Source organism: Duganella lactea, assembly GCF_009857505.1.
Classification (GTDB): Bacteria; Pseudomonadota; Gammaproteobacteria; order Burkholderiales; family Burkholderiaceae_D; genus Rugamonas; species Rugamonas lactea.
In genome coordinates this window covers 1-25,379 of the sequence record NZ_WWCP01000033.1, presented here as the reverse complement: position 1 = coordinate 25,379, position 25,379 = coordinate 1, and the positions used below count along the sequence as shown (strand labels likewise).

Annotated in this window: 26 protein-coding genes; 13 read left to right on the top strand and 13 right to left on the bottom strand. The window is 65.1% G+C overall.

Annotation, left to right across the window (positions count from 1 at the left end):
- Nucleotides 1-60: 60 nt before the first annotated feature.
- Nucleotides 61-1,383: an MFS transporter gene (locus GTP44_RS21235; protein WP_161020976.1), complete on the bottom strand. Its 1,323-nt coding sequence runs from the start codon at nucleotides 1,381-1,383 to the stop codon at nucleotides 61-63.
- 30 nt (nucleotides 1,384-1,413) lie between these two features.
- A complete protein-coding gene (gene gudD / locus GTP44_RS21230; protein WP_160992732.1) occupies nucleotides 1,414-2,742 on the bottom strand; it encodes a glucarate dehydratase in 1,329 nt (442 codons plus the stop codon).
- 146 nt (nucleotides 2,743-2,888) lie between these two features.
- On the opposite strand from gudD, the gene GTP44_RS21225 reads away from it, so the two are divergent.
- The 3 genes from GTP44_RS21225 (at nucleotide 2,889) to GTP44_RS21215 (ending at nucleotide 4,874) form a co-directional block, all read left to right on the top strand.
- Entirely contained in the window at nucleotides 2,889-3,926 is a 1,038-nt protein-coding gene (locus GTP44_RS21225; protein ID WP_161020975.1) for a LacI family DNA-binding transcriptional regulator, read from the top strand.
- Between the two features lie 19 nt (nucleotides 3,927-3,945).
- Nucleotides 3,946-4,218, top strand: coding sequence for a KTSC domain-containing protein (locus GTP44_RS21220; protein WP_161020974.1), 273 nt, complete (start codon nucleotides 3,946-3,948; stop codon nucleotides 4,216-4,218).
- A gap of 95 nt (nucleotides 4,219-4,313) precedes the next feature.
- Nucleotides 4,314-4,874: an SET domain-containing protein gene (locus GTP44_RS21215; RefSeq protein ID WP_202424173.1), complete on the top strand. Its 561-nt coding sequence runs from the start codon at nucleotides 4,314-4,316 to the stop codon at nucleotides 4,872-4,874.
- Here the strand turns inward: GTP44_RS21215 and GTP44_RS21210 are convergent.
- Nucleotides 4,807-5,565, bottom strand: a complete 759-nt coding sequence (locus tag GTP44_RS21210; protein WP_503826642.1) for a fused MFS/spermidine synthase — start codon at nucleotides 5,563-5,565, stop codon at nucleotides 4,807-4,809. The genes GTP44_RS21215 and GTP44_RS21210 overlap by 68 nt on opposite strands.
- A 92-nt stretch (nucleotides 5,566-5,657) precedes the next feature.
- Between GTP44_RS21210 and GTP44_RS21205 the strand changes: the two genes are divergently transcribed.
- The 7 genes from GTP44_RS21205 to GTP44_RS21175 all read left to right on the top strand — a co-directional run bounded on the left by GTP44_RS21205 (nucleotide 5,658) and on the right by GTP44_RS21175 (nucleotide 11,376).
- Nucleotides 5,658-5,933, top strand: coding sequence for a hypothetical protein (locus GTP44_RS21205; protein ID WP_160992735.1), 276 nt, complete (start codon nucleotides 5,658-5,660; stop codon nucleotides 5,931-5,933).
- Nucleotides 5,934-5,945: 12 nt separating this feature from the next.
- On the top strand, nucleotides 5,946-7,106 hold the full coding sequence (locus GTP44_RS21200; protein WP_161020973.1) for a GGDEF domain-containing protein: 1,161 nt from the start codon (nucleotides 5,946-5,948) through the stop codon (nucleotides 7,104-7,106).
- A gap of 58 nt (nucleotides 7,107-7,164) precedes the next feature.
- The gene (locus tag GTP44_RS21195) at nucleotides 7,165-8,616 is read left to right on the top strand and encodes a Ppx/GppA phosphatase family protein (protein ID WP_161020972.1); all 1,452 of its coding nucleotides are present in this window, start codon (nucleotides 7,165-7,167) and stop codon (nucleotides 8,614-8,616) included.
- A gap of 51 nt (nucleotides 8,617-8,667) precedes the next feature.
- Nucleotides 8,668-9,156 carry a hypothetical protein gene (locus GTP44_RS21190; protein ID WP_202424171.1) on the top strand — a complete coding sequence of 163 codons (489 nt, stop codon included), beginning with the start codon at nucleotides 8,668-8,670 and terminating at the stop codon, nucleotides 9,154-9,156.
- Between the two features lie 99 nt (nucleotides 9,157-9,255).
- Complete coding sequence (locus GTP44_RS21185) at nucleotides 9,256-10,026, top strand: GNAT family N-acetyltransferase (protein WP_160992739.1); 771 nt, start codon at nucleotides 9,256-9,258, stop codon at nucleotides 10,024-10,026.
- A 59-nt stretch (nucleotides 10,027-10,085) separates the two neighbouring features.
- Entirely contained in the window at nucleotides 10,086-10,895 is an 810-nt protein-coding gene (gene fdhD, locus GTP44_RS21180; RefSeq protein ID WP_161020971.1) for a formate dehydrogenase accessory sulfurtransferase FdhD, read from the top strand.
- Nucleotide 10,896: 1 nt separating this feature from the next.
- Nucleotides 10,897-11,376 (top strand): hypothetical protein, encoded by a 480-nt coding sequence (locus GTP44_RS21175; RefSeq protein ID WP_161020970.1) that lies wholly within the window; start codon nucleotides 10,897-10,899, stop codon nucleotides 11,374-11,376.
- Nucleotides 11,377-11,393: 17 nt separating this feature from the next.
- On the opposite strand, the gene chrA is transcribed toward GTP44_RS21175, so the two are convergent.
- Nucleotides 11,394-12,536 carry a chromate efflux transporter gene (chrA, locus tag GTP44_RS21170; RefSeq protein WP_371867290.1) on the bottom strand — a complete coding sequence of 381 codons (1,143 nt, stop codon included), beginning with the start codon at nucleotides 12,534-12,536 and terminating at the stop codon, nucleotides 11,394-11,396.
- A 13-nt stretch (nucleotides 12,537-12,549) separates the two neighbouring features.
- Nucleotides 12,550-14,856 (bottom strand): FdhF/YdeP family oxidoreductase, encoded by a 2,307-nt coding sequence (locus tag GTP44_RS27660; protein ID WP_161020969.1) that lies wholly within the window; start codon nucleotides 14,854-14,856, stop codon nucleotides 12,550-12,552.
- Between the two features lie 39 nt (nucleotides 14,857-14,895).
- Here GTP44_RS27660 and GTP44_RS21160 point away from each other — a divergent pair, with 39 nt between their 5' ends.
- Nucleotides 14,896-15,153 (top strand): ArsR family transcriptional regulator, encoded by a 258-nt coding sequence (locus GTP44_RS21160; protein ID WP_161020968.1) that lies wholly within the window; start codon nucleotides 14,896-14,898, stop codon nucleotides 15,151-15,153.
- 347 nt (nucleotides 15,154-15,500) lie between these two features.
- On the opposite strand, the gene GTP44_RS21155 is transcribed toward GTP44_RS21160, so the two are convergent.
- From GTP44_RS21155 to GTP44_RS21120, 8 genes are all read right to left on the bottom strand, one after another.
- On the bottom strand, nucleotides 15,501-16,706 hold the full coding sequence (locus tag GTP44_RS21155) for a DUF1501 domain-containing protein (RefSeq protein WP_161020998.1): 1,206 nt from the start codon (nucleotides 16,704-16,706) through the stop codon (nucleotides 15,501-15,503).
- A 10-nt stretch (nucleotides 16,707-16,716) separates the two neighbouring features.
- Nucleotides 16,717-18,252: a DUF1800 domain-containing protein gene (locus GTP44_RS21150; RefSeq protein ID WP_161020967.1), complete on the bottom strand. Its 1,536-nt coding sequence runs from the start codon at nucleotides 18,250-18,252 to the stop codon at nucleotides 16,717-16,719.
- A 240-nt stretch (nucleotides 18,253-18,492) separates the two neighbouring features.
- A complete protein-coding gene (locus GTP44_RS21145) occupies nucleotides 18,493-18,780 on the bottom strand; it encodes a hypothetical protein (RefSeq protein ID WP_008447145.1) in 288 nt (95 codons plus the stop codon).
- Nucleotides 18,781-18,950: 170 nt separating this feature from the next.
- Nucleotides 18,951-19,637: an ABC transporter ATP-binding protein gene (locus GTP44_RS21140; protein WP_161020966.1), complete on the bottom strand. Its 687-nt coding sequence runs from the start codon at nucleotides 19,635-19,637 to the stop codon at nucleotides 18,951-18,953.
- A gap of 16 nt (nucleotides 19,638-19,653) precedes the next feature.
- Nucleotides 19,654-20,445, bottom strand: a complete 792-nt coding sequence (gene phnE, locus GTP44_RS21135) for a phosphonate ABC transporter, permease protein PhnE (protein ID WP_161020965.1) — start codon at nucleotides 20,443-20,445, stop codon at nucleotides 19,654-19,656.
- Nucleotides 20,442-21,269: a PhnE/PtxC family ABC transporter permease gene (locus tag GTP44_RS21130; RefSeq protein WP_161020964.1), complete on the bottom strand. Its 828-nt coding sequence runs from the start codon at nucleotides 21,267-21,269 to the stop codon at nucleotides 20,442-20,444. Before GTP44_RS21130 ends, phnE begins: the two co-directional genes overlap by 4 nt.
- Complete coding sequence (locus GTP44_RS21125) at nucleotides 21,269-22,090, bottom strand: phosphonate ABC transporter ATP-binding protein (protein ID WP_161020963.1); 822 nt, start codon at nucleotides 22,088-22,090, stop codon at nucleotides 21,269-21,271. Before GTP44_RS21125 ends, GTP44_RS21130 begins: the two co-directional genes overlap by 1 nt.
- Before the next feature lie 4 nt (nucleotides 22,091-22,094).
- Nucleotides 22,095-22,955, bottom strand: coding sequence for a putative selenate ABC transporter substrate-binding protein (locus tag GTP44_RS21120; protein ID WP_161020962.1), 861 nt, complete (start codon nucleotides 22,953-22,955; stop codon nucleotides 22,095-22,097).
- A gap of 133 nt (nucleotides 22,956-23,088) precedes the next feature.
- Here GTP44_RS21120 and egtD point away from each other — a divergent pair, with 133 nt between their 5' ends.
- The gene (gene egtD / locus GTP44_RS21115) at nucleotides 23,089-24,087 is read left to right on the top strand and encodes an L-histidine N(alpha)-methyltransferase (protein WP_161020961.1); all 999 of its coding nucleotides are present in this window, start codon (nucleotides 23,089-23,091) and stop codon (nucleotides 24,085-24,087) included.
- Nucleotide 24,088: 1 nt separating this feature from the next.
- Complete coding sequence (egtB, locus tag GTP44_RS21110) at nucleotides 24,089-25,297, top strand: ergothioneine biosynthesis protein EgtB (protein ID WP_161020960.1); 1,209 nt, start codon at nucleotides 24,089-24,091, stop codon at nucleotides 25,295-25,297.
- Nucleotides 25,298-25,379 lie beyond the last annotated feature (82 nt).

Sequence of the window (25,379 nt, the reverse complement as noted above, 5' to 3'; positions counted from 1 at the left end):
CCTTGGCCACGGCGGGCGGCGCATCTGTGGTTTTTACAGCGGATCACTGCAGCTCGCCTGCTACGTGGCCTTGCCGCGGCGGGTAAGGAACACCAGGCCGGCCGCCACCACCGACGCCGCCGCCAGCGCGTACAAGCCGCCCTGGATGGAGCCGGTTTTCTGTTCCAGATAGCCAAAGGTGGCCGGCGCGACGAAGCCGCCCAGGTTGCCCAGCGAGTTGATCAGCGCGATCACCGCCGCCGCGATGCGGCTATCCAGATAACCCTGCGGAATCGGCCAGAACAGCGACGAGGCCGCCTTGAAGCCGATGCCGGCGAAGCAGATCGCCACGAACGCGAACACCGGGCCGCCGGTGGTGGAGGCGAACATGCCGCAGGCCGCCACCAGCAGCGCCACCGCCACCCACGCCTGCTGGTGGCGGTACTTCTGCGCCAGCGCGGCGAACATATACATGGCGGCGATCGAGATCATCCACGGAGTCGAGTTGAACAGCCCGACCTCGAATTCCGTGAAGTGCCCCATCTTCTTGATGATCGACGGCAGCCAGAAGGTAGCGCCGTAGATGGTCAGCTGGATCGCGAAGTAGATGAAGCAGAACAGCGCGATGCGCGCGTCCTTGAGCAGCGAGAACATGCTGGCGTGGGCCGGCTTGCTGGCGTCGCGTTCCTTCTTCTCGGCGGCGATGACGGCCGACAGCGCGGCGCGTTCCTCATTGCTCAGCCATTTGGCGTCCTCCACCCGCGAGTCGAGGAAGAACCAGACGACGAAGCACAGCGCCACCGACGCCAGGCCTTCGATGATGAACATCCACTGCCAGCCGTGGAAGCCGCCGCCCTGGATCGACAGCAGCGCGCCCGACAGCGGACCGGACATCACCGACGCCAGTGCCGAGCCGCTGAGGAAGATCGCCATCGCCTTGCCGCGCTCGCGGTTCGGCAGCCACTGCGTGAAGTAGTACACCACGCCCGGGAAGAAGCCGGCCTCGGCCACGCCGAGCAGGAAGCGCATCACGTAGAACGACATCTCGCCCTGCACAAAGGCCATGCCGGTGGCCACCAGGCCCCAACTGGCCATGATGCGGGTCAGCCAGGCTTTGGCGCCGAAACGCTGTTGCAGCATGTTGGACGGCACCTCGAACAGCGCGTAGGCGAGGAAGAACACACCGGCGCCGAAGCCGAAGGCGGCGGCGCCGATGCCGAGGTCCTGCTCCAGGTGCGAGCGCACGAAGCCGATGTTGACGCGGTCGATGTAGTTGGCGATGAACATGACGACGAACAGCGGCAGAATGCGCCATTTGACCTTGCTGACGGCCGTGTCGAGGAGGCTTGGGGCGGCGATCGCGTCGCCGCCCGCAGCGGTGGTGGTGGTGGTGGTGGTGGTCATTGTGTGGTCTCCGGCTATTTTTTGTCGTTGTTAGCGCACCATGCAAGGCATCTTGTTATTGAACTTCCAGCCCGGGATCAGGTACTGCATCGCCACCGCGTCGTCGCGCGCGCCCAGGCCCATGTTGTTGTACAGCTGATGCGCCGCCGCGACGGCATCCATGTCCAGCTCCACGCCCAGGCCCGGCGTGGTCGGCACCTGCACCATGCCGCCCTGGATTTGCAACGGATTCCTGGTCAGATACTGGCCGTCCTGCCAGATCCAGTGGGTGTCGATGGCGGTGATGTTGCCCGGCGCCGCCGCCGCCACATGGGTGAACATGGCCAGCGAGACGTCGAAGTGGTTGTTCGAGTGCGAGCCCCAGGTCAGGCCCCATTCGTGGCACATCTGCGCCACCCGCACCGAACCCTGCATGGTCCAGAAGTGCGGGTCGGCCAGCGGAATGTCGACCGATTGCAGCTGGATCGCGTGGCGCATCTCGCGCCAGTCGGTGGCGATCATGTTGGTGGCGGTCTGCAGGCCGGTGGCGCGGCGGAACTCTGCCATCACCTCGCGCCCCGAGTAGCCGTTCTCGGCGCCGCACGGGTCCTCGGCGTAGGCCAGCACGTGGCCCTGGTCGCGGCACAGGCGGATCGCGTCCTTCAGCAGCCAGCCGCCGTTCGGGTCGAGCGTCACGCGCGCCTGCGGGAAGCGTTCGTGCAGGGCGGTGACCGCCGCGATTTCCTCTTCGCCGCGGAACACGCCGCCCTTGAGCTTGAAGTCGTTGAAGCCGTAACGCTCATAGGCCGCCTCGGCCAGGCGCACCACCGCCTCCGGCGTCAGCGCCGGTTCGGTGCGGATGCGGGTCCATTCGTCGGTGGCGTCGGCCGGCACGCCGGCGTAGGGCAGGTCGGTGGCGTTGCGGTCGCCGATGTAGAACAGATAGCCCAGCATTTCCACGGCGCTGCGCTGCTGGCCTTCGCCGAGCAGGGCGGCGACCGGCACTTGCATGAACTTGCCGACCAGGTCCAGCAGCGCCGCTTCCAGCGCGGTGATGGCGTGGATGGCGATGCGCAGGTCGAACGTCTGCAGGCCGCGGCCACCGGAATCCCGGTCGGCGAAGGCGGTGCGGGCGGCGTTGAGCAGGGCGTTGTAGTTGCCGATCGGCTGGTTCAGCAGCAGCGGGCGGGCGTCTTCCAGCGTCTGGCGGATCCGCTCGCCGCCCGGCACCTCGCCGACGCCGGTGTTGCCCGAACTGTCGGTCAGAATCACCAGATTGCGGGTGAAGTAGGGGCCATGGGCGCCGCTGAGGTTGAGCAACATGCTGTCGCGGCCGGCGACGGGAACGACGCGGACGTCAACAATGCGAGGGGTGGTCATCAAACTCTCCTGATAAATGATTGCGCTGTCATTTCATGTTAGCGCTGAAAAGCAGCAATATCAAGCAAAATCCTGTTTTAGAAATGATAGAAAATGATGTACGATGGTCGCAATACCCTGTCAGCGCGCATCAAAGCCCCACCATCATGACCCAGGATCCGATCCTCAGCCTGCGCACCGCCGCCGGCGAACTGCCCGTCAGCGGCGCCACGCTGGCCGATGTCGCCCGCGTGGCCGGCGTGTCGCCGATCACCGTATCGCGCGCGCTGAACCAGCCGCAACTGGTGCGGCCGCACACCGTGGCCAGGGTGCAGGCGGCGGTGGCGCGGACCGGCTACGTTAAAAACATGACGGCCGGCGCGCTGGCCTCGGCGCGCAGCAAGCTGGTGTCGCTGGTGCTGCCGACCATCTCGACGCCGATCTTCGCCGACATGGTGCAGGCCGCCAGCGACTGCCTGACCGAGGCCGGCTACCAGGTCATGCTCGGCCTGTCGAGCTACGAGGCGTGGCGCGAGGAATTGCTGGTCGAAACCATTCTCAGCCGGCGTCCGGACGGCGTCATCCTGACCGGCTCGCTGCACACCGACAGCACCCGGCGCCGGCTGCAGGCGGCGCGGCTGCCGGTGGTGGAAACCTGGGATTTGACACCGTCGCCGGTCGACATGATGGTTGGCTTTTCGCACGAGGAGGTTGGTCACGCCATCGCCCAGCATCTGTTGCAACATGGTTACCGCCGCATCGCCATCCTGGCGGTGCAGGACCCGCGCGCCGCGCGCCGCAACCAAGGCCTGCAGGCCGGGCTGGCCAAGCATGGTGTGGAGGTGGCGGCGGTGCAGGCGATGCCGCTGCCGGCGACCTTCGCGCTGGGGCGCGAGGGCCTGGCCGCGCTGCTGGCGCGGTGCCCCGGCATCGACGCGGTGGTGTGCAGCTCCGACACGCTGGCGCACGGCGTGCTGACCGAGGCCATCGGACGTGGCCTGGCGGTGCCAGCGCAACTGGCGGTGGTCGGCTTCGGCGACCTGAATTTCGCCGCCCATACCCATCCGCCGCTCTCGACGGTGCGCGTGGATGGGGCTAATATCGGACGTATGGCCGCGCAAGCGATCCTGGACCGGCTGGACGGCAAGCGCGTTGCCGCGCTGACCGACACCGGCTTCGAGTTTGTCCAGCGCGGCAGTACTTGAGATAGAAGAGGAGGCCAGCATGGAAATGAAACGCATCAACGCCGGCAAGCTGCGCGCCATCGGCTACGACACCCGCGACAAGCTGCTGCGGGTCGAATTCGACGACGGCACGGCGATCGACTATTCCGGCGTCGGCAACGAAGTGTGGCGCAAGCTGTCGGGCTCGGGCGCGGCGTGGAGCTACTACCGCGACAATATCGAAGACGAATACACCGGCCGCCGCGGCGTGGTGCGCAAGCCGACCACTCGCGCCGATCTCGAAAGTCTGTTCAAGTCGCCGGGCGACAGCTGAACGGCGGCCGGCGACGCCGGCTTTTCTACCGTGCGGCGTTTCTGCGCGCGGCAAAATGTGGTTTAATCGAACGGTCTTTGACCACCGTGATGACCATGTCCGCCGATAGCCTTCCCCCCATCGCCGATCCCTCCCCCGCCTGCCGCGTCGAACTCTCATCCGTGCACGGCAACGGCGTGTTCGCCAGCCGCGACATCGACGCCGGCGAACGCGTCATCGAATACGCCGGTCGCGAAATCACCTGGGACGAGGCGCAGTTGCGCGCCGCGCGCCAGGGCGGTCCGCACAACCATACCTTCTTCTTCAGTCTGGCCAACGGCAACGTCATCGATGGCGGCGATCAGGGCAACGCTGCGCGCTTCATCAACCACTCGTGCGCGCCTAATTGTGAAGCGGTCGAGGAGGACGGCGGCCGCATCGTCATCTACGCGCTACAGCCGATCCGGCGCGACGAAGAACTCAGCTACTCCTATCCGTTGATCTACGACGGGCGCCACACACCGGCCATCAAGCGCGCCTTCGCCTGCCGCTGTGGCGCACCCAATTGCAGCGGCACCATGCTGGCGCCCAAGCCGCGCCGGCGCAAGGCTAAGCCGGTGGCGCCGCACGTGCCGTCCGCAGCTTCCACACAATCCAGCGCGCCAGCAGCTTGTTGAGCAGCGGCAGCGCCAGACCGCCGGTGCGCGCCACCTTGCGCTGCATCGCCAGCGCCGGCGTGTCGCCGCCATCGCGGACGGCGAACAGGATGCGGTTGTTGCCGGCAATGCCGTTGAACCAGCAGACGCGCGCCTCGAACGCCTGATTCAGCCGGCGCAACATCGCCCGGTAGTGCGGATCGTAGCTGAAGATGTTGGCCACCATCACCCCGCCAGGGCGCAGCGCGCGCCGGCAGTCGGCGTAAAAGCTGGCGCTGCCGAGCGGCGGCGGCAGGCCGTCGGCATCGAAGCCATCGACCAGCAGCACGTCGGCGCTGTCGGCCAGTTGCGCCATGTAGGTCACCGCGTCGGTCTGGATCACGCGGAAGCGGGCATTGTCGCGCGGGATGGCGAACTGCTCGCGCAGCGCGATCACCTGCGGATCGAGCTCCAGTACCGTGATGCGCGCCCGCGGCAGATAGCGGTAGCAGAACTTGGCCAGCGAGCCGCCGCCCAGCCCGACCATGACGATGTGCTCCGGCCGCGGCTGGAACAGCACAAAGCACATCATCGCCCGCACATAGCTGAGCACCAGCGCGTCCGGCCGCGACAGCCGCATCTCGCTTTGCACCATGCCGGGCTGAAATTCCAGCAGGCGCTTGTCGCCGATGGTGCGCACCTGCGGCGGCGGACGGTGGTGGGGTGTGGTCAAGTTGCTTGGTAATGTGGATTTACATAGGGAATCATAGTAGCATGGCGTCAGCACGGGCCCGCCCCTCGGCAGCCGACTTGGAGAACGATACGATGTTTTTAGACCACCCTACGCTTACCGCCACCAACAGCTTCACCGAGCCGGACCGCCTGGAGCGCCTGACCCGCGTCTACGGCTACGTGGCGGCGCTGGCCGACCTGGCCGGCAAGCAGACCTTTATTGAAAAAGTCAGCCAGATGCACGACCACAAGGGCACGCTGATCGTGTTCTGGCACGACGCCCCGACCGAGGACGAAAAAATCTTCTTCACGCAAGCCTGGGCCAGCAAGGTGGGCGACGGCAGCAACAACGTTGAGCACGAGGTCTGACGCCCGGCGTTCATGGACATCAAAACCTTGTTGTTGGCGCTGGCGCTGGGCAATCTGAGCCTGTGCGCGGCGCTGTTCTTTTTTGAGGCGGGCGCGCGCCAGGCTGGCAGCGGCCAGCCGGCGCGCGTCCACGCCACCTGGGCGCGCGCCAAGCAATTGCAGGCGCTGGCGTGGCTGCTGTTGTATCTGCGCGGCGTGCTGCCCGATGTGATCACCATCCCGTTCGCCAACGCCGTGCTGTTTGCCGGCTTCGCGCTGGACGCCGCCGCGCTGTGGCAACAGGCCGGCCGGCGCGTCTGGCGCAGCCATCTGGCGCCGGCGCTGGGCGTGGCGGTCTGCCTCTACGGCGGCGCCTGGCTGTTGCAGGCGCCGGCCGGCGGCCGCATCGCCATCGCCGCGCTGGCGACCGGCTTCTTCTTCGTGGCCGGCGCCGCCGCGCTGGGACGCGGCTGGCGTCATGGCACGCCGCTGCGCCGCTACCTGGTGGTGCTGATGCTGGCGCTGACCATCGCCGTGCTCGGACGCGGCCTGCTGTCGCTGCTGCCGGCCAGCCCGGCGCCGCTGCTGGTGCAGGCCATTGGTGTGGGCGCGCTGTATCTGATGATGCTGAGCAACGCCTTCGGCTATTTGCTGCTGGCGCGCGAGCATGAGCAGGGCGAGCTGGCGCGGCTGGAAGTGGTGGACCCGCTGACCGACGTGCCGAACCGGCGCGGCTTCTACGCCGCGCTGACGCCGTGGCTGGCGCTGGCGCGCCGTCCCGGTCAGCCGACCGCGCTGGTCATCCTCAACCTCGACCAGTTCAAGCGCATCAACGACAACTATGGTCATTCGGCCGGCGACCAGGTGCTCAAGGCCATGGTCGATGTGTGTAAAAAACAACTGCGCGACTCCGACCAGATGGGCCGCTTGGGTGGCGCCGAGTTCGCCATCCTGTTGCCGCGCACCGGGCTGGAGGACGCCACCCTGGTGGCCGAGCGCATCCGCAACGCCGTCGCCGCCCAGCCGGTCAAGGCGGAGAAGGCCGTCATCAACCTCACCGCCAGTCTTGGCGTGACCACCATCCGCGCCGACGACAGCACCGTCAGCCTGTTCAAGCGCGCCGACGAGGCGCTGCAAGCCGCCAAACAGGCCGGCCGCAACCGCGTCATGGAAGCCGAAGTCATCAAGCCGTAACAAATCAGGCTTATCGTGCTTATAATGGTGTAAATCGTTTAGTTCAAATTTCTATTATATGTACGCAGCCGTCGACCTGGGTTCCAACAGTTTTCGCCTTCACATCGGCAAGCACGATGGGGAGGCCATCCGCGTACTGAAAAGCGTGCGCGAGCCGATCCGCCTGGCCGCCGGCATCGACAAGGACGGCAACCTGACGCCGGCCGCGCAGCAGGCGGCGCTCAATTGCCTGAAAAATTTCCGCGCCGTGCTGGCCGCCTACAAGCTCGATGCGGTGCGCGTGGTGGCCACGTCGGCGATGCGGGTGGCGCGTAATGTCACCGCCTTCCTGCCGGAGGCCGAGCAGGCCATCGGCCACCCGATCGAAATCATCTCCGGCGAGGAGGAGGGGCGGCTGATCTACATGGGCGTGGCGTACGCGGTGGCGCTGCCCGGCGAGCGCCGGCTGGTGATCGATATCGGCGGCGGCTCGACCGAATTGATACTGGGGCGCGGCGCGGAAATCGACAAGGTCGAATCGTTCAGCGTCGGCACCGTCAAGCAAAGCCTGTCTTTCTTCATCGGCGGCCATGTCGATGCGCCGTCGTTCGAGGCGGCCATCCTGTCGGCGCGCAGCCATTTCGAGGACGCCGCGCCGCCATATCACCCGCAGTTCTGGAAGCAGTGCTACGGCTCCTCCGGCACCGCGCGCACCATCGCCGACATCATCGTCAAGAACGACATCGGCCGTGAAATCAACGCGCAGACGCTGGACGCGCTGAAGCAGCGTTTCATTGAATTCGGCCACGTCAGCAAGATCGACATGCCGGGCCTCAAGCCGGACCGCGCCGCCACCATCATCGGCGGCCTGGCGATCCTGATTGGCCTGGTGCGCGAGCTGGATATTCCGCTGGTGCAGCCGATCGAGGCCGGCCTGCGCATGGGCGTGATGTGGGACCTGCACTTGCGCTCCACCAGGCGTGACCGCCGCGAGCAGTCGGTGCAGGCCTGCGTCGAGCGCTTCCACGTCGACGAGCGCCGCGCCAACCGCGTGGCGGTGGACGCGCTGGCGCTGTACGCCCAGACCAAGCCGGCATCCGAGCAGTACCACCGCCTGCTGTACTGGAGCGCGCTGCTGCACGAAATGGGCATGGTGGTGTCGCACACCGGCTACCACAAGCACGCCGCCTACATCATCGAGAACGCCGACCTGCCGGGCTTCACCGCGCGCGACCAGCGCACCATGAGCCGCCTGATCGTCGCCCACAAGGGCAATCTGCGCAAGGTGGTCGACGTGCTGGCCGACGCGGACTTCGCCAAGGCCGTGGTGGCGCTTCGCCTGTCGGTGCTGTTCATGCACTCGCGCATCGATATCGATTTCACACAGATCAAGCTGCGCTTCAAGAGCCGCATTGAACTGGAAATCAGCCGCGCTTGGGTGGCCGAGCATCCAACGCTGTCTTACTGGCTGGAGAAGGAGCAGGAACAGTGGGATGACGTGGGTGTGGACTTTGCCATTCGCACTAGCTAATCAATTAAAATGATATATACTGTTTATATTGATGACTAATTTGGAGTGAATATGGCGACCAAACCAGCCCCCCGCGCCACTGCGGCCAAGACCACCGTAGCCGCCAAGCCGGCCGTAAAAGCCGCGCCTCGCGCAGCGGCCAAACCGGTAGTTAAGCCGGTGGCCAAGCCGGCCGTTCGGAAGGCGGCAGCCCCTAAAGTAGCCCCTAAAGTAGCCCCTAAAGTAGCACCAAAGGCCGCCGTCAAGCCGGTCGTAAAAGCCGCGCCGAAGCCAAAAGCCGTCGCCAAGCCGGCGGCAGCCCCGGAAGTGAAGAAAGCGCCGAAAGAAAAGCTGGTACGTGACAGCTTCACCATGCCGGAAGCCGAATACGCGGTGCTGGGCCAGGTAAAGAAAACCGCGCTGAAAGCCGGCTTTGAAGTGAAAAAGAGCGAATTGCTGCGCGTGGGCGTGGCGCTGATCTCGCAAATCGACCTGGCGACGCTGAAAAACGTGCTGGCCGGCCTGCCGCAGCTGAAAACCGGCCGTCCAAAGAAAGCCTGATTCAAAAACAACAGGTCACGAAACTGACATTTTCTTGTCATTTTCCTGAAGTATTCGCTGGTTACGCTTGCTTCGTCTTCTACACAAAAGGGATGAAGCATGCAAACCGCGATTATTCAAGCCGACGCCCGAGCAACGTCCGGCAAGCTGGTACTCAGTATGGCAAGCACGCCGGAAGAACTGCGTGAAGTGCAGCGCTTGCGCTACAAGGTATTCATCGAAACCATGGGCCTGACCTCGCTGCAACGCGCCGACGGCCTGGATAGCGACGAATTCGACGAGCACTGCGATCACCTGATCGTGCGCGATTCCGACACTCTGAAAGTGGTCGGCACCTACCGCCTGCTGAGCGCCAACCGCGCCCGCAAGCTCGGTCGGCTGTACTCCGAAGGCGAGTTCGATCTGGGCCGGCTGAACAACATCCGTGGCCGCATCGTCGAAGCAGGCCGCGCCTGCATTCACCCTGACTATCGTGGCGGCAGCGTCATCATGCTGTTGTGGTCTGGCCTGGCCGAATACATGCGCCGCCAGAACGCCGAATTCCTGGTCGGCTGTGCCAGCATCTCGCTGGCCGATGGTGGTCACAATGCGGTCGCCGTCTACCAGCAACTGATCACCAAAAATCTGGCGCCGATCGAATATCGCGTTACCCCGCACCTGCCGTTCCCGTTCTCCAAGCTGGAAGCCGCGCACAAGCCGCAAGTGCCGGCGCTGTTGAAGGGCTATATGCGCTCGGGTGCGTGGATCTGCGGTGATCCGGCCTGGGACCCTGATTTCGAAAGCGCCGACCTGTTCCTGCTGATGCCACTGGCGAACCTGGATGCGCGTTATGCCCGTCACTATGGCGTGGGCGAGGCGCAGGCGGCTTGAACGCGCCATTCCCGCCCCGTGTAGAATAAGCGCCGTTGTGCTTATTCTGCGGGGCTGTGATGAAGTTGGATTTAGAGTCGGATAAAACCGGGTTTCAGGAGCGTGCGGTGCGGCGTCATCGCGGCTCCCGCGCCACCTCGGCCACCGACAGCGTCATCGAAGAAGTGCCGGTGGCGCTGGTCGTCAACGGCATCTCGCACGCCGTCATGATGGTCACGCCGCGTGACCTGCAGCCGTTCGCGGTCGGCTTTCTGCTGACCGAGGGACTGGTGTCCAAGCGCTCCGACGTCTTCGATATCGAAGTGCGCGAACATGCGCGCAGCTTTGAAATCGACATCACCATCGCCGCTGAAAATTTTGTGCAGCTCAAGCAGCAGCGCCGCTCAATGGCGGGACGCAGCGGCTGCGGCGTGTGCGGCGTCGAAAGCCTGGAGTTGCTGGACCTGCGGCCGCAACGCATACAGGCCGCGCCGCTGCACGCGGAAGGCGCGTTGCAGCCGGCGATCGCCATCGCCGCCTCCGAACTGGGACAACATCAGGAACTGATGCGCGCCACCGGCGGCGTGCACGCGGCGGCGTGGTGCGACGCCTATGGCAACGTGCTGCGCGTCTGCGAGGACGTGGGCCGTCACAACGCGCTCGATAAGCTGATCGGCCACCTGGCGCTGGAAGGCGCGGACATGGGGCGCGGCTTCGTCTTCATGTCCAGCCGCGCCAGTTATGAACTGGTGCGCAAGGCGGCACGCATGCACATCCCGATGCTGGCCACCATTTCCGCCCCGAGTACGCTGGCGATCGACATCGCCGTCGAAGCAGGCATCAAGCTGGTGAGCTTCTGCCGCCAGGACGGCTGCGTGGAGTACACCTGATATGCAAACCATCGTTAAATTGATCGTCCTGTTCTCGCTGTTTCTGGGCCAGGCGCCGTTCGCGATGGCCGGTCCCACGGAGTCGGCTGCCACTGAATTCGTCAACAGCCGCCAGCTTGGCCGTAATATGAAAACGCTGGCCTTCGCAGCCGCAATGAGAACACATACCTTCGGGATGATGTTGTCTAAACTCAGTGTGACGCAAGCGCAGTCGCTGCTATCCCAAGAGCTGGACGCTTATGCCCATCAATTCCAGGGGCAGTGGAACGCCAATCTCGCACAAGTATATGCGCGCCACTTTACGGTTGAGGAACTCAGATCGCTGGCCTCTGAGGGCAGAAATTCCCGTTTTATCGGCAAGTTTGCCTCGCAACAGGGCAGCATAGGCGCAGAGATGCAAAGCCTATCCACGCCCATATTGATCAGCTATGTCAGCGCGGCGCTGAACAGCGCCATCGACAAGCTACAGCTACCGCGCTAGCGATATCGGTTCGCCTGTCACATGAACCCACCGATGGTGGCGGACAGCACCACCACCAGCCACGGCGGCCATTTCCAGAAAACCAGTAACAGGAAGGCCGCGGCGGCGAGGCAGAAGTCGGCGCCGCTCAGGATGGCGCTGGTCCAGACCGGGTGGTGGAAGGCGGCCAGCAGCAGGCCGACCACGGCGGCGTTGATGCCTGGCATGGCGCGGCGGATGCCGTCGTGGCGACGCAGGCTTTCCCAGAAGGGCAGGGCGCCCATCACCAGCAGAAACGCCGGCAGGAAGATCGCGCTCAAGGCAATCGCCGCGCCGAGCCAGCCGGCGGGCGATTGCGTCGACACCGCGCCCAGATAGGCGGCGAAGGTGGACAGCGGTCCCGGCACCGCCTGGGCGGCGCCGTAGCCGGCCAGGAAGGCGTCGTTGGAAACCCAGCCGGGCGGCACAACCTGTGCTTGCAGCAGCGGCAGGATGACGTGGCCGCCGCCAAACACCAGCGCGCCGGCGTGGTAAAACCCGGCGAACAGCTTGACGGCGTAGCTATCGCTGCCGGCCGCCAGCGCCGGCAAGACCAGCAACAGTACAAGATAGGCGATCAGCAGACCGGCGCCGGTGCGGCGGCTGGTCCGCACTGGCAGCGTGGCATGCGGCAACTGCGTGTCTACGCGCAGGAAGGCCCAGCCAATCACGCCGCCGATCAGGATGGCGCCGATCTGGCCCGCCGTCGACGGCAGCAGCGTGGCCGCCGTGGCGGCGGCGATGGCCAGTGTGGCGCGTGGCCTGTCCGGCGTCAGCGTCTTGCCCATGCCCCATAGCGCTTGGGCGACCACGGCCACCGCAACCACTTTCAGGCCGTGCAGCCAGCCGCCGTCCAGCGGCAAGGTGGCGAGGCCGAGCCCGAACACCACCAGCAGGATGGCCGAGGGCAGGGTGAAGCCGAGAAACGCCGCCATCGCCCCGGCATAGCCGCCGCGTAGCAGGCCGAGCGCGATGCCGACCTGGCTGCTCGCCGGACCGGGCAGGAACTGGCACAGCGCCACCAGGTCGGCGTAAGCCGGCTCGCCGAGCCAGCGGCGGCGGTGGACGAATTCCTCGCGAAAATAGCCGAGGTGCGCGACCGGGCCGCCAAACGAGGTCAGCCCGAGGCGCAGGAACGCCAGAAAGATGTCGACGCTACTCTTCAGCCGAGCGCTCCAGCAGGACCGGAATCGATTTGGAGGTCGGCGTGCCGGCGCCGTCGGCGGTGCTGTGCAGCGGCACCAGTCCGTTGGTCTCCGGGAAGTAGGCGCCCAGGCAGCCGCGCGGAATGTCGTACTGCACCAGTCGGAAACGGTCGGCGCGGCGCGTGACATCGTCCTCCCACACGCTGATCAGGTCGACATATTCGCCGTCCTTCAGCCCCAGCAGCGCCAGGTCATCCTGGTTGATGAACACCACGCGGCGCAGGCCGAACACGCCGCGATAGCGGTCGTCCAGGCCGTAGATGGTGGTGTTGTACTGATCATGCGAGCGGGCCGTCATCAGCACCATCAGGCGTTCGCCGTGGCGCGCGCGGGCGCGGTGGATCGGCGTGTCCCGGTCCACCACGTGCGGCACGAACTGTGCGCGGCCGCTCGGCGTGCGCCATTCGCGTTCGCGCGCCGCCACCCGCAGGTGGAAGCCACCCGGACGCGCGACGCGCGCATTGAAATCGTGGAAATCGTCGAACACTTTTTCGATCAGCTCGCGGATTTCGGCGTAGTTGGCGCCCAGGCCCAGCCAGTCGACCTTGTCGCTGCCCAGCGTGGCGTGCGCCAGCCTGGCGACGATCATGGTTTCCGACAGCAGGTTGGCCGACGCCGGCTGGTTGATGCCGTAGGACAGGTGCACCATGCTCATCGAGTCTTCCACCGTCACACCTTGCGGCACGCCGTTCTGCAGATCGATTTCGGTGCGGCCCAGCGTCGGCAGGATCAGCGCTTGCTTGCCCATGATCAGGTGGCTGCGATTGAGCTTGGTGGCCACATGCACCGTCAGATCGCAGTTTTGCAGCGCCCGGAAGGTCAGTGGCGTGTCCGGCGTGGCCATGGCGAAGTTGCCGCCCATGGCGAAGAATACCTTGACGCGCCCGTCCAGCATGGCCTGGATGCTGTCGACGGTGTCCAGGCCGTGCGCGCGCGGCGGCTCGAAATCGAACACGCGCTGCAGGCGGTCGAGGAAGGCCTTGGTCGGCTTTTCCTCGATGCCCATGGTGCGGTCGCCCTGCACGTTGGAGTGGCCGCGCACCGGACACAGGCCGGCGCCCTGGCGGCCGATCTGGCCGCGCATCATCATCAGGTTGGACAGCATCTGGATCGTCTTCAGCGCGTTCTTGTGCTGGGTCAGGCCCATGCCCCAGGTGCTGATGACGTTCTGGCCGCGAATAAAGATGCCGGTCAGCTGATCGATTTGCAGCTTCGGCACGCCGGACTCTTCCAGCAGCACGTCCCAGCTTTCGGCGCGCAGGTCGGCCTCGAAAGCCTCGAAGCCGCTGGTGTGGCGGGCGATGAATTCCCGGTCCAGCACGCTCGGCTGGCCGCTGGCCAGCGCCTCGTCGTCGCGCTCGACCAGGCGCTTGGCCACCGCCTTGATCAGCGCGAAGTCGCCGGCCAGCTTGGGCTGCACGAACATGGTGCCGATGGTGGTGGTGGCGCCGGTCAGCATTTCCAGCGCGTGCGCCGGGCTGGTGAAGCGTTCCAGGCCGCGCTCGCGCAGCGGGTTGATCGAGACGATGGTGGCGCCGCGCCGGGCGCAGTCGCGCAGTTCGTTCATCATGCGCGGGTGGTTGGTGGCCGGGTTCTGGCCGAAGATCAGCAGCGTATCGGTGTGCTCGAAATCGTCCAGCGTCACCGTGCCCTTGCCGATGCCGACCGTGCCCGGCAGGCCGCGGCTGGTCGGCTCGTGGCACATATTGGAGCAGTCGGGGAAGTTGTTGGTGCCGACCATGCGCGCGAACAACTGGAACAGGAACGCCGCCTCGTTGCTGGTGCGGCCGGACGTGTAGAAGGCGGCCTGGTCCGGATCGGGCAGCGCCTTCAAGTGGCGCGCGATCAGCGCGAAGGCGTCGTCCCAGGTGATCGGCTGGTAGCGGTCGCTGGCGGCGTCGTAGACCATCGGATCGGTCAGGCGGCCATGCTGTTCCAGTTCATAGTCCGATTGCGTCAGCAGGCTGGTGACGGTGTGGGCGGCGAAGAACGCGGGCCGCACGCGCTTGCTGGTGGCCTCGGCCGCCACCGCCTTGACGCCGTTCTCGCAGAATTCAAAGGTGGACGCGTGTTCGCGGTCCGGCCAGGCGCAGCCGGGACAATCGAAACCGTCCGGCTGGTTTTGCTTGAGCAGGGTCTTGTAGTTGCCGCCGGCGACTTTTTCGTGGACCAGGTTGACCACCACCTGCTTGAGCGCGCCCCAACCGCCGCTTGGATGGGCGTAGGGGGCGATACGACCTTCGGGCTTTTTACTCATAATTGGTGCAAAATGTTAATTTGTGTAGAGCATACCACGATGGATGATGAGGCATTGGCCGCCCTCGGCGGCATTCTGGCGGTGCTGTGGCGCGGCGAAACCGCGCGGCCGGACAAGCCGTGCTCGCTGGCCTGGCTGAGCAAGCAGAGCCAGCGCCCGATGAGCACTTTGCGCCGCCAGCTGAGCACGCTGGAGCAGGCCGGACTGGTGATGGTCGCCCGCGACGAGGAGGGCATTGGCGGCACTGTGGCCTTGAGCGCCGCCGGGCGCCAGCTCGCCGCCACGCTGGACGCTTAAGCCGTCCGCCGTGCGCCGTGCGCCGGGCTCTTCTTACAGCAGGGTGAACTCAGCGGCGTTGGGGCGGTCTGACCAGTCTGGACCAAACCGGGCTCCGCCATGACACCTCCATTGACCAATCTGATCGCCCCCGGCCTGGCGCCGGAGTTGCTGCTACGGCAAATTCACGTCAACGTGCGCGACTTCGCCATTGCGGCATCAGCCGCGAGAGCGACTACATCGCGCGTCTCGGCGGCGACGTCATCGAGCAGTTGCGCCAGCGACACCCGGCGCAGGCGAGCTTCCTCGGCGCCGCCACTCGCTGGCTGCAAACGCAGCAGGTCGGCCCGCTGCTCAGCTAGCGCGGGTCACACCAGGCCGAGGTCGCTGCCGCGGGTGCCGAAGATCTTCTCGACCTGGCCGGCGTTCAGGCCGTACATGCGCGCCAGCAAGCCGCCGAACATCGCGCGGTACTCGTTGAGCACCGGGTAGTCGCGGTTCTGGAACAGCGTTTTTGGTGCCAGCCGCAGCTGCTCGCCATGCACGCCGCCGTGGACGCCGCCGCCCAGCACCCAGTAGACGCTGCCGTGGCCATGGTCGGTGCCGCGGTTGCCGTTCTCGCGGAAGGTGCGGCCGAATTCGCTGACCACCACCACCACGGTGTCGCGCCAGTCCGGCCCCATCTCCTGCGCGTAGCCGGCCAGGCCGCGTCCCAGTTCCTCCAGCCGGTTGGCCAGGTAGCCGCTGCGGTTGCCCTGGCCGACGTGGGTGTCCCAGCCGCCGACGTCGACAAAGCCGATGTTGTACTTGTCCTTCATCAGCCGGGCGATGCGGCGCGCCTCGACCTCGAAGCCCTTGGATGTGATGGCGTTGCGGTTGGCGGCGTTCATCTCGCCGATCATCTCCTTCATCACGTCCTCGCGCACGGTGAAGCCTTCGCGCACCGGCTGGGCCAGCGTGGTGCCCTGGTACATGGCGGCGATCATGCTCGCCTGCTTGGCGTCGACCGCCGGCTTGGCCAGGCTGGCCAGCGCCGTGTTGGGCACCTGCAGACTGCCCTGCATGATCAGGGGCAGCTGGTCGGTGAAGGAGATGGCGTTGGCGCGGTTGGCGTTAAGCGTGGCGGCCAGGCGGTTGAGGAAGCCGGAGCGGTAGTCGCGGCGGCCGGTCAGCGACTGCCCCAGCTCGATGCTGTCCTGCGTTTCGAAGTGGCTGCGCGACAGGTCCTCGGTGCCGGCGAACGGCACAAAGGCCGCCTGACCGGCGCTGAACAGCGGGTAGATGGTGTCGGTCAGCGCCGGATGCAGGCCCCAGTCGGCATCGACCGCCAGCACCTCGTCGCGGGCGATGGCGATATTCGGCCGCACCTCGTAGTAGTAGGGGCTGGAGATCGGCACCAGCAGGCTGGCGGCGTCGTAGCCGCCGCGCATGAAGACCACCAGCAGGCGCGTCTTGGTGGCCGGCGCGGCCCACAGTTGGCCCGGCAGCGCGGCCGCCGTGAAAGTGGCCGATGCAGTGGCCGATGCAGTGGCCGATGCGGCGGCCAGCGTTTTGAGCAGGGTGCGGCGTTTCATCATGGGTCTCCTAACGGTGCATCAGTTCCGGCGACGACAGCAGCAGCGTGTTCCAGTCCTGCGGCGAGGCCGCCTGTTCCAGCGCCTGGCGGGTGGCCGGCGCCAGCGATTGCTGCAATGCCTGGTAGTACAGCGCGTTGGCCAGTTGCGGGAAGGCCGGCTTTTCCTGCGGCTGCGCGCCTTCGGTCTTGAACAGACCGGCCGCGCCGCTGCCGATCGCCTTGGCGATCTCGAAGCGGGTGGTCATCTGGCCGGGGCTGGCCCAGCCGGGCTGCGTCAGCGGATAGCCGTCCGGCGTCTGGCGGCCGTAGAGCGGCTCGGCCATGCGATTGAGCCAGCTGTGCATCGGGTTGGCGTTGAGGATCACCTTGTCGTCATAGGCCAGCCGCACCGCCGACACCACGTAGTGCACCGGGTCCTTGAACTTGGTGCCGAGCGAGCGGGTGAATTCGGGCGAGTCGAACAGCACGCGCAGCACCGCCGCGATGTCGCCGTCGCTGGACTGGAAGCGCTCGGCCATGCGCTGCACCAGCTGCGGCGGCGGTTCATCGGCGACGAAGTAGATGGCCAGCTTGCGGCTGACATAGCGCGCGGTGGCAGGGCTGCGGCTCAAGCGGTCCAGTGCCTCGTCGACTTCGGCCAGGCCGCGTCCCTTGACCGGCTGGCCGAGGAACACCTTGTCGCCGTAATCATGGCGGTTGGGATTGAACTCAAACAGGCCGGCGCGCACATACTGGTCCTGCTTGTCCTTGCGCACATTGGGCGTCTTGTCGGTCAGGTTGACGCCGACCCCGGTCAGAATGCGCGCCAGCTGCTGCACGTCGTTCTGCGTATAGCCGCCGTCCACGCCCAGCGTGTGCAGCTCCATGATCTCGCGCGCATAGTTCTCGTTGATGCGGTTGACGGCGTTTTGCTCGTTATCCAGGTAGCGGATCATGGCCGGGTGGCGCAGCGTGGCGGCCAGCAGGTCGCGGAACTTGCCCAGCGCGTGCGGCCGGATCGCCTGTTCCTCATAGTCGCCGACCAGCACCCGCAGATTGCTCTTGCCCTGGTGGACGTTGAAGTGGTTCATCCAGAACCACGTCATCTGCTCCTGCAACTGGTTGGGCGAGTACAGATCGCGCAGCAGCGAGCGGGTGGCCGCTTCCTTCGCCAGCCGGCTCAGTTCCTGCTGGTAGGCGCGCTGCGCCGCCTTCTTCGCCTCGTCGTCGGCCATCGCCTTGTCATAGTCGCGGCGCTGGTCTTCCAGTTGTTGCACTAGTTGCGGCAGCGGCTTTTGCGAGATGGTCATGGCGTCGATCTGGGCCTGCGCGGCGGCGGGCAGCACGGCGGGACCGGGATGCAGCTGCTGTTCCAGCCAGGCGTCGTAGCCGATCTTGCTCGCCTGCTGATAGCTGCTGGTGCTGACGCCCCAGGTGATGCGATTAAGCGCACCACTCAGCGCGGCCGGATTGGCCGGCGCGGGCTGCGGTGCGGTGGTCTGGTTCGCGCAACCTGCCAACAGCAGCAGGACGGCGAGCGGGCGGGTGATGGTTGAGGTATTCATGAACTCAAGCATAGGCGATTTTTTCGGCGGTTCCATATGACGTATGTGTAACGTGCTACGAAATGTTACAGCCGAGGCGGCAGGCAAGCGGATGGAACGCGGTGAGCGGACGAGAAGTCGGGAATAGAAGAAATGCTAGGGAAAGCAGCTTTCAGCGGGGTTTGGGCTGAACGCTATGGCGCTTAAGGGGCGCCGGATACCGCATGCCGGCGCCTGGCATGGCTTGAAGGCATACGCCGTTCAATGCATGGACGCGGTGGACAGATCCTTCAGCTCACGAATGCTGATATCTGACTTTTCATGCATACGCAGCAGGATCGTCGCACCAACAGCCAGCTTACGGTGTCGGATCTTGCTGATAATCGGGGGCTGAACTTCCAACACCCGGCACAACTCTGCATCGTTTTTCAAGTTCATCTTTTCGATCAGAGTATCAAGCAGCTTGTTCGGCACAAAACTGGATGGCTCCAGTGCCCGAGCACGATTCATAGCTTCGATCAACTCCAACTTCTTTTGACGGACGTTCATGGTTTGCTCCTCCTTTGCTCTAAACGTTTAACAGAACGACGTTTCCTGGCAAGGCTAGCGCCCACACTCTTCTGGTTCGAATGTGGTACGCGACTACATTCTTGATAACCATGCAAGTTGATGTCAATAATACTACGGATGAAGAAAAAGTGCAGGGTTTGCTAAATAAATTATGTTGGTGATTGCTCAAACGGGTTGACGATTGTTGTTTCTTTCAACCCTTGTTGCGACAAATGCAGGATTTTGTCGGTCTTTTTGGCAGCCTGTTGCGAATGGGTGACCATGATCGCGCACGCGCCGGTGGCTTTGATTTCATGCTGCAAGAGTGTGAGGATGGCGTCGGCGGTGTCCGGGTCGAGATTGCCGGTCGGCTCGTCGGCCAGTACCAGGGCCGGGCGGTGCACCAGCGCGCGGGCGATCGCCACGCGCTGCATTTGTCCGCCGGAGATTTGATGGGGGAAGTCGTGTTCGCGGCCGCCCAGGCCCACCGCTTCGAGCATTTCGGCGGCGCGCCGCGTCGGCAGGCCGTTCAACAGCAAGGGCAGGGCGACGTTCTGCAGCAAGGTCAGATGCGGCAGCACGTGGAAGGCTTGAAAGATGAACCCCATGCGCGCGCGGCGCAGCTTGGTCGCCGCGTCGTCATCGAGGCCGGACATGGCGATGCCGTCGACGATGATCGGCGAGGCGTCGCCGGCGTCCGGCGTATCGAGGCCGGCGATGAGATTGAGCAGCGTCGACTTGCCGACGCCGGAATCGCCCATGATGGAGACGAATTCGCCGGCCTTGAAGGTCCATGAAAGACGGTCCAGCACCGGACGGCCGTTGTAGGATTTGGAGAGCTGGCGAAGTTCGAGCATGCGAAGTTAAGTTGAATTATTTCGTGAGCGCGCGGCGCATGGCGAAGCTGACGCCATCGACCAGCGCCACCAGTAGCAGCATGGCGATGATGACGGTGGCGGCCAGCGGCATCTGGAACAGCGACAGGTGGTATTTAAGCATCTGGCCCAAACCGCCGGCGCCCACTACGCCCAGAATCGCGGCGGCGCGGATGTTGTTCTCCCAGCGATACAGCGTGTACGACATCATCTGCGGCAGCGTTTGCGGCAGCGTGGCGTAGAAGAAGGCCGCCGTGGCGCTGGCGCCGTTGGTGCGCAGGCTTTGCTCCGGCAGCGCCGCGGCGTTTTCCAGCGAGTCGGCGAACAGGCGTCCCAGCACGCCGGCGGTGTGCGCCGCCAGCGCCAGCGTGCCGCCCAGCGGACCCAGGCCGGCGGCGATCAGCATGATCGAGGCCCATACCAGTTCCGGAATCGAACGCAGCACATTGAGCACGCCGCGCATGGCGGCGCGCGGCGCGGCGCCGAAGCGGCCCGACGCCGGCAGCGAGAAGGCGAGGCCGAAGAGCACCGCCAGCAGCGTGCCCAGGCCGGACATGGCCAGCGTTTCAATCGCCGCCCAGAAGGTTTTGGTGAGGAAGGGCAGGCCGGTCTCCGGCGGCGTGAAGCCGGCCAGCAGTTCCATCGTGCTGTTGATGGCTTCAACGGTGAAGAACTCGCGCCACTTCAGCGGCAGCGTGGCGAAACTGGCGATGATCAGCAACAGCACCAGCAGCATCAGGATGCGCACGGTCCAATCGCTTGGCGGCGGTTTGGGCAGGTTCGGATTCATCCCAGCCTCCGGCGCAGCACTTTGGAGAACTGGTCGGCCAGCGCCACCAGCAGCACGAACACCAGCAGCATCGAGGAGACCTCGGCGCCGGCCAGCATCTTCATCGATTCGTCCATGCGCTGACCGAGGCCGCCGGCGCCGACAAAGCCCATCACCACCGAGCCGCGGATCGCGCATTCCCAACGGTAGACGGTGTAGGACATCAGTTCCGACGCCGCTTCCGGCAGCGCGCCGTATAGCAGCGCGTTGAGGCGTCCAGCGCCGTTGGCCAGCAGCGTGTCGCTGGCGTGGGCGTCGGACGATTCGAGGATTTCGGCGTAGACCTTGCCCAGCATGCCGCTGTAGGTAAGGGCGATGGCCAGCACGCCGGCGGTCGGCCCGAGGCCGATGATGCGCACGAACAGCAGCGCCCAGACCAGCTCCGGCACCGAACGCAAAATCACCAGCAGCCAGCGCACGGTCTGCCGAACGATGATGGCGACCGGGCGCATGCGGCCGGTGCCCAGCGCGGAGATCGACAAGCGCTCGTTGATGATCAGCGTGGCGGGAATGGCGCCCAGCAGCGCGAGCGCCAGGCCGGCGGTGGCGATGGCGATGGTGTTCCAGGTTTCGCGCAGCAGCATGTCCAGGAATTCGGCGCTGTGCGCGGGTACCAGGAAATCGGCCAGGAAGCGACCGGTGGCGCTCAGGCTTTGCGCGTCGAACAGTATCCACGGTTTGAATTCGGTGACCACCAGCGTCGGCCACAGCACCACCAGCGCGAGTACGACGGCGATGATGCGCCCGCGCAGCGCGGGGTCGCGATGGTGCGGCGTGGCGCTCATCACAGACAGGCGCCCACGCCGAGTTTAACCGCCATCGGATCGTCGCCGGGCGGCGCTGCGCTGTCGGCGGGCTGCTCGCCCTGATACAGCGTGGCGATCATCTGCGGCGTGACCTGCGCGCGCGGCAGGTCGAAGGCCACGCGGCCGTCGCGCAGCGCGACGATGCGCGGGAAGTGGTTCAGCGCCAGTTCCACCTGATGCAGGCTGCAGATCAGCGTGGCGTTGCGCGCCCTGGCTTCCTCGCGCAGCGTGTTCAGTGTGAGTTCGGACAGTGCCGGATCGAGCGCCGACAAGGGCTCGTCCACCAGTAGCGCCTTGGCCGGCGACAGCAGCAGGCGCGCCAGGCCGCAGCGCTGACGCTCGCCGCCGGACAGGCGGTCGACGCGCGAATACAGCTTGTCACCCAGATTGAAGCGCGACAAAGCTTGCCAAGCCGCTTCAGGATCTTCCGGCTTGAACAGCGAGGCGAGCGCGCGCCACACGCTCCATTGTGGCAGGCGTGCCGCCAGCACCGCCGTCACCACGCGCTGGCGCGGCGGCAGCGGTGGCGTTTGCGGCGCCAGGAACAGCTGCGCGCGCAGGCGGTGCCGCACCGCTTCGCTCAATGACCACGGGGCGACGCCGAAAGCGTTAAAGCTGCCGTTGGACGGCTTGTGGGACAGGGACAGCGTTGCCAGCAACGTGGTTTTGCCGGCGCCGGAAGGGCCGATCAGGGCCAGTTGTTCGCCCTGTTCGATGGTCAGATGAATGCCTTGCAGCGCGGGACTTGACTGTCCGCCGAGATGGCGGACGGTCAGGTCTTGCAGTTGATACGTCGGCATTGAATTACTTCAGCAGGCCGGCGTTCTTGGCCGCCGCTTCGATATTCTTGTAATTGTCCGCCCTGGTCGGGATGAATTTGGTGGTGCGTTGCAGGTCCATGATCACCTTGTCTTCAGGCTTGCTGGCGTCCAGCGACAGGAAGGCGTCGGTCAGCTTTTTCTTCAGGTCCGCGTTCATGTCGGTGCGCACCGACCAGTTGTAATCGTAGTAGCCCGGCGTGGTGTAGAACACGCGCACCACGTTGGGATCGACCTTCTTCGACTCGACCAGCTTTTCCCAGACCGAGATATTCAGCGCGCCGGCATCGACCTTGCCGCCAGCAACGGCGGCCACGGTGGCGTCATGCGCGCCGGAGAAGGCGATGCGTTTCAGATCGGTGTCCGGATTGATCTTCGCCGCCAGCAGGTAGTAGCGCGGCATCAGGTGGCCCGAGGTCGAGGACTCGGAACCGAAGCTCAGGGTCTTGCCCTTCAGGTCATTCAGGCTGTTGATGCTTTTGTTAGTGGTGACGAACACCGAGCGGAACTTCTCGTCTTCCGCGCGCTGCACCAGCGGCGTGATGGCGCCCTTGCTGCGGTCATTGGCCTGCACGAAGGTGAAACCGCCGAACCAGACCATGTCCACCTTCTTGTTAATCAGCGCTTCCACCGACGCGGCGTAGTCGGTCACCGGCGTGAACTCGACCTTCATGCCGATCTTCTTCTCCAGATACTCGCCCAGCGGCTTGAACTTGCGTTGCAGCTCGGTCGGCGCCTCGTCCGGAATGGCGGACACGCGGAACACGTGATCGGCCGATTGGGCGTGGGACCACGAAGCGGCCAGCAACATGCCAGCGGTCAGCAGCGATTTAAAGGAGAGTTTCATTGTTGATTGCCCTTTTTATGTGAGAAGTCGCACGGAACTTTTGGTACAGCGCTACAGAATGTCATGGATATTCGGCTATCATAACAAAAATCATCTCAGCAGATGACCACCCAAAAGTAAAGGCAACGCATTCATGCAAGTGACCCATGCCCCGGCGATTCGTGTTGCGTCGCCCCTCCCGAGCAACACGGTGTCGCGGCGGCCTGCGCATGGCAGCGCGGCGGTCATCGCGGAAATCAGCGAAGGCTTGCTGGCGGACGCCGCCCACACCTCGCCCAAATTCCTGTACGATAGCCTGGGCTCCAAATTGTTCGAGGCGATCTGCGAGCTGCCCGAATACTACCCAACCCGTACCGAGGCGGCGATCTTCGCCGCCTATGGCGCCGACATGGCGCATGCGATCGGCGAGGGCGCATCGCTGATCGATCTGGGCGCGGGCAACTGCGCCAAGGCCGCCGCGCTGTTCCCGTTGCTCAAGCCCGCGCAGTACGTGCCGGTCGATATCTCGCGCGACTTTTTGCTGGGCGCCGTGGCGCAACTGCGCCAGCGCTTCCCGCACATCGAGATGACCGCGCTGGGACTGGACTTCTCCAGCGGCTTTGCGCTGCCGGACAGCGTGCGCGCGGAGCGCCGCGTTTTCTTCTATCCCGGCTCGTCGATCGGCAACTTCTCGCCGGAGCAGGCGGTGAGCTTCCTGCGCGGGCTGCGCGCCAACGCCGGCGAGGACGGCGGTCTGCTGATCGGCGTGGACCTGATCAAGGACCACGCGGTGCTGAATGCCGCCTACGACGACGCGCTGGGCGTCACCGGCGCCTTCAACTTGAACATGCTGCGCCACTTGAATCACCTGATCGGCGCCGATTTCGACGTCGGGCAATGGCGGCACGTCGCCTTCTTCAACGCCGAGAAAAGCCGCATCGAAATGCATCTCGAAGCGCGCTGCCCGCTGACGGTGACGTGGCGCGGCGGCGAGCGCGATTTCGCGCGCGGAGAACGGATCCACACCGAAGACAGCTACAAATACACGCGCCAGTCCTTCGTCACGCTGCTGGAGAAGGCCGGTTTCGCCATCACGCGCATGTGGACCGACCCGGATCACTGGTTCGCCGTGATTCACGCGCGGGCTTGTTAAGATGACGCTCGCGCATCGCTACCAGGCCGTTCGCCGGCACTCGCTGGCGCTGGCCGAACCGCTCTCCGACGAAGACTGCGGCGCGCAATCGATGCCGGACGCCAGCCCGATCAAATGGCACTTGGCGCACACCACCTGGTTCTTCGAAACGTTTATTCTCGAACGCATGGAGCGCGGCTTCGCGCCGTTTCATCCTGCGTTCCGCATCCTGTTCAACTCCTACTACAACGGCATCGGCGAAAAGCACCCGCGTCCGCAGCGCGGCTTGCTGACGCGTCCCGCGATGGCGCAGGTGCGCGCCTACCGGGCCAACGTCGACACCCGCATCGCGCGCCTGCTGGAGGTCGCGCCGAGCGCCGAACTGGAAATGCTGCTGACGCTCGGCCTGCAGCACGAACAACAGCATCAGGAACTGATGCTCACCGACGTCAAGCACCTACTGGCGCAAAGCCTGCTGCGTCCCGCCTTCATGGAGCTGCCGCTGCTGGTGGCCGGTGCTGCGCCGCCATTGGAATGGCTCGTATTCGACGGCGGCCTGACCGAGGTCGGCCACGACGGCCAAGGCTTCAGCTTCGACAACGAAGTGCCGCGCCACAAGCAATACATCGCGCCCTTCGCCCTGGCATCACGTCTGGTTACGAATGGTGAGTACCTGAACTTCATCAACGCCGGCGGCTACGCCAACGCCGCACTGTGGCTGGCCGAAGGCTGGGACTGGGTGCGCACGCAAAATCTGCGAGCGCCGATCTACTGGTTCCAGGACGAGAAGGGCGCATGGCAGGAATTCACGCTGCACGGCCCGCAGCCGCTGGACCTGAACCGTCCCGCCACGCACATCTCGCTATTTGAAGCGGACGCCTACGCCCACTGGGCCGGCGCGCGCCTGCCGACCGAATTCGAATGGGAACACGCCGCCGCGCAAGCGCCGCTCGAAACCGGCGCGCTGCACCCTGCCGGCGCAAGCAAGGGCGGCTTGCAGCAGATGTACGGCCACTGCTGGCAGTGGACCAGCAGCAGCTACGCCCCCTATCCGGGCTTCGCCGCCGCGGAAGGCGCGCTGGGCGAATACAACGGCAAGTTCATGCTGAACCAATACGTGCTGCGCGGCGCCTCGTGCGCCACGCCCGAAGGCCACGCGCGGGCCAGCTACCGCAATTTCTTCCCCGCCGGCGCCCGCTGGCAATTCACCGGCATCCGCCTCGCCAAGTAAAAAAACGGTGTCAGGTCTGACATTCGCACACGGGCTCAACTGCGGAGCAGTTGAGCCCGTGTGCGAATGTCAGACCTGACAC

Coding starts and splice junctions, on each gene's coding strand:
- GTP44_RS21235 (WP_161020976.1), bottom strand. CDS start 1,383: ATGACCACCACCACCACCACCACCACCGCTGCGGGCGGCGACGCGATC.
- gudD (WP_160992732.1), bottom strand. CDS start 2,742: ATGACCACCCCTCGCATTGTTGACGTCCGCGTCGTTCCCGTCGCCGGC.
- GTP44_RS21225 (WP_161020975.1), top strand. CDS start 2,889: ATGACCCAGGATCCGATCCTCAGCCTGCGCACCGCCGCCGGCGAACTG.
- GTP44_RS21220 (WP_161020974.1), top strand. CDS start 3,946: ATGGAAATGAAACGCATCAACGCCGGCAAGCTGCGCGCCATCGGCTAC.
- GTP44_RS21215 (WP_202424173.1), top strand. CDS start 4,314: ATGTCCGCCGATAGCCTTCCCCCCATCGCCGATCCCTCCCCCGCCTGC.
- GTP44_RS21205 (WP_160992735.1), top strand. CDS start 5,658: ATGTTTTTAGACCACCCTACGCTTACCGCCACCAACAGCTTCACCGAG.
- GTP44_RS21200 (WP_161020973.1), top strand. CDS start 5,946: ATGGACATCAAAACCTTGTTGTTGGCGCTGGCGCTGGGCAATCTGAGC.
- GTP44_RS21195 (WP_161020972.1), top strand. CDS start 7,165: ATGTACGCAGCCGTCGACCTGGGTTCCAACAGTTTTCGCCTTCACATC.
- GTP44_RS21190 (WP_202424171.1), top strand. CDS start 8,668: ATGGCGACCAAACCAGCCCCCCGCGCCACTGCGGCCAAGACCACCGTA.
- GTP44_RS21185 (WP_160992739.1), top strand. CDS start 9,256: ATGCAAACCGCGATTATTCAAGCCGACGCCCGAGCAACGTCCGGCAAG.
- fdhD (WP_161020971.1), top strand. CDS start 10,086: ATGAAGTTGGATTTAGAGTCGGATAAAACCGGGTTTCAGGAGCGTGCG.
- GTP44_RS21175 (WP_161020970.1), top strand. CDS start 10,897: ATGCAAACCATCGTTAAATTGATCGTCCTGTTCTCGCTGTTTCTGGGC.
- GTP44_RS27660 (WP_161020969.1), bottom strand. CDS start 14,856: ATGAGTAAAAAGCCCGAAGGTCGTATCGCCCCCTACGCCCATCCAAGC.
- GTP44_RS21160 (WP_161020968.1), top strand. CDS start 14,896: ATGGATGATGAGGCATTGGCCGCCCTCGGCGGCATTCTGGCGGTGCTG.
- GTP44_RS21155 (WP_161020998.1), bottom strand. CDS start 16,706: ATGAAACGCCGCACCCTGCTCAAAACGCTGGCCGCCGCATCGGCCACT.
- GTP44_RS21150 (WP_161020967.1), bottom strand. CDS start 18,252: ATGAATACCTCAACCATCACCCGCCCGCTCGCCGTCCTGCTGCTGTTG.
- GTP44_RS21145 (WP_008447145.1), bottom strand. CDS start 18,780: ATGAACGTCCGTCAAAAGAAGTTGGAGTTGATCGAAGCTATGAATCGT.
- GTP44_RS21140 (WP_161020966.1), bottom strand. CDS start 19,637: ATGCTCGAACTTCGCCAGCTCTCCAAATCCTACAACGGCCGTCCGGTG.
- phnE (WP_161020965.1), bottom strand. CDS start 20,445: ATGAATCCGAACCTGCCCAAACCGCCGCCAAGCGATTGGACCGTGCGC.
- GTP44_RS21130 (WP_161020964.1), bottom strand. CDS start 21,269: ATGAGCGCCACGCCGCACCATCGCGACCCCGCGCTGCGCGGGCGCATC.
- GTP44_RS21125 (WP_161020963.1), bottom strand. CDS start 22,090: ATGCCGACGTATCAACTGCAAGACCTGACCGTCCGCCATCTCGGCGGA.
- GTP44_RS21120 (WP_161020962.1), bottom strand. CDS start 22,955: ATGAAACTCTCCTTTAAATCGCTGCTGACCGCTGGCATGTTGCTGGCC.
- egtD (WP_161020961.1), top strand. CDS start 23,089: ATGCAAGTGACCCATGCCCCGGCGATTCGTGTTGCGTCGCCCCTCCCG.
- egtB (WP_161020960.1), top strand. CDS start 24,089: ATGACGCTCGCGCATCGCTACCAGGCCGTTCGCCGGCACTCGCTGGCG.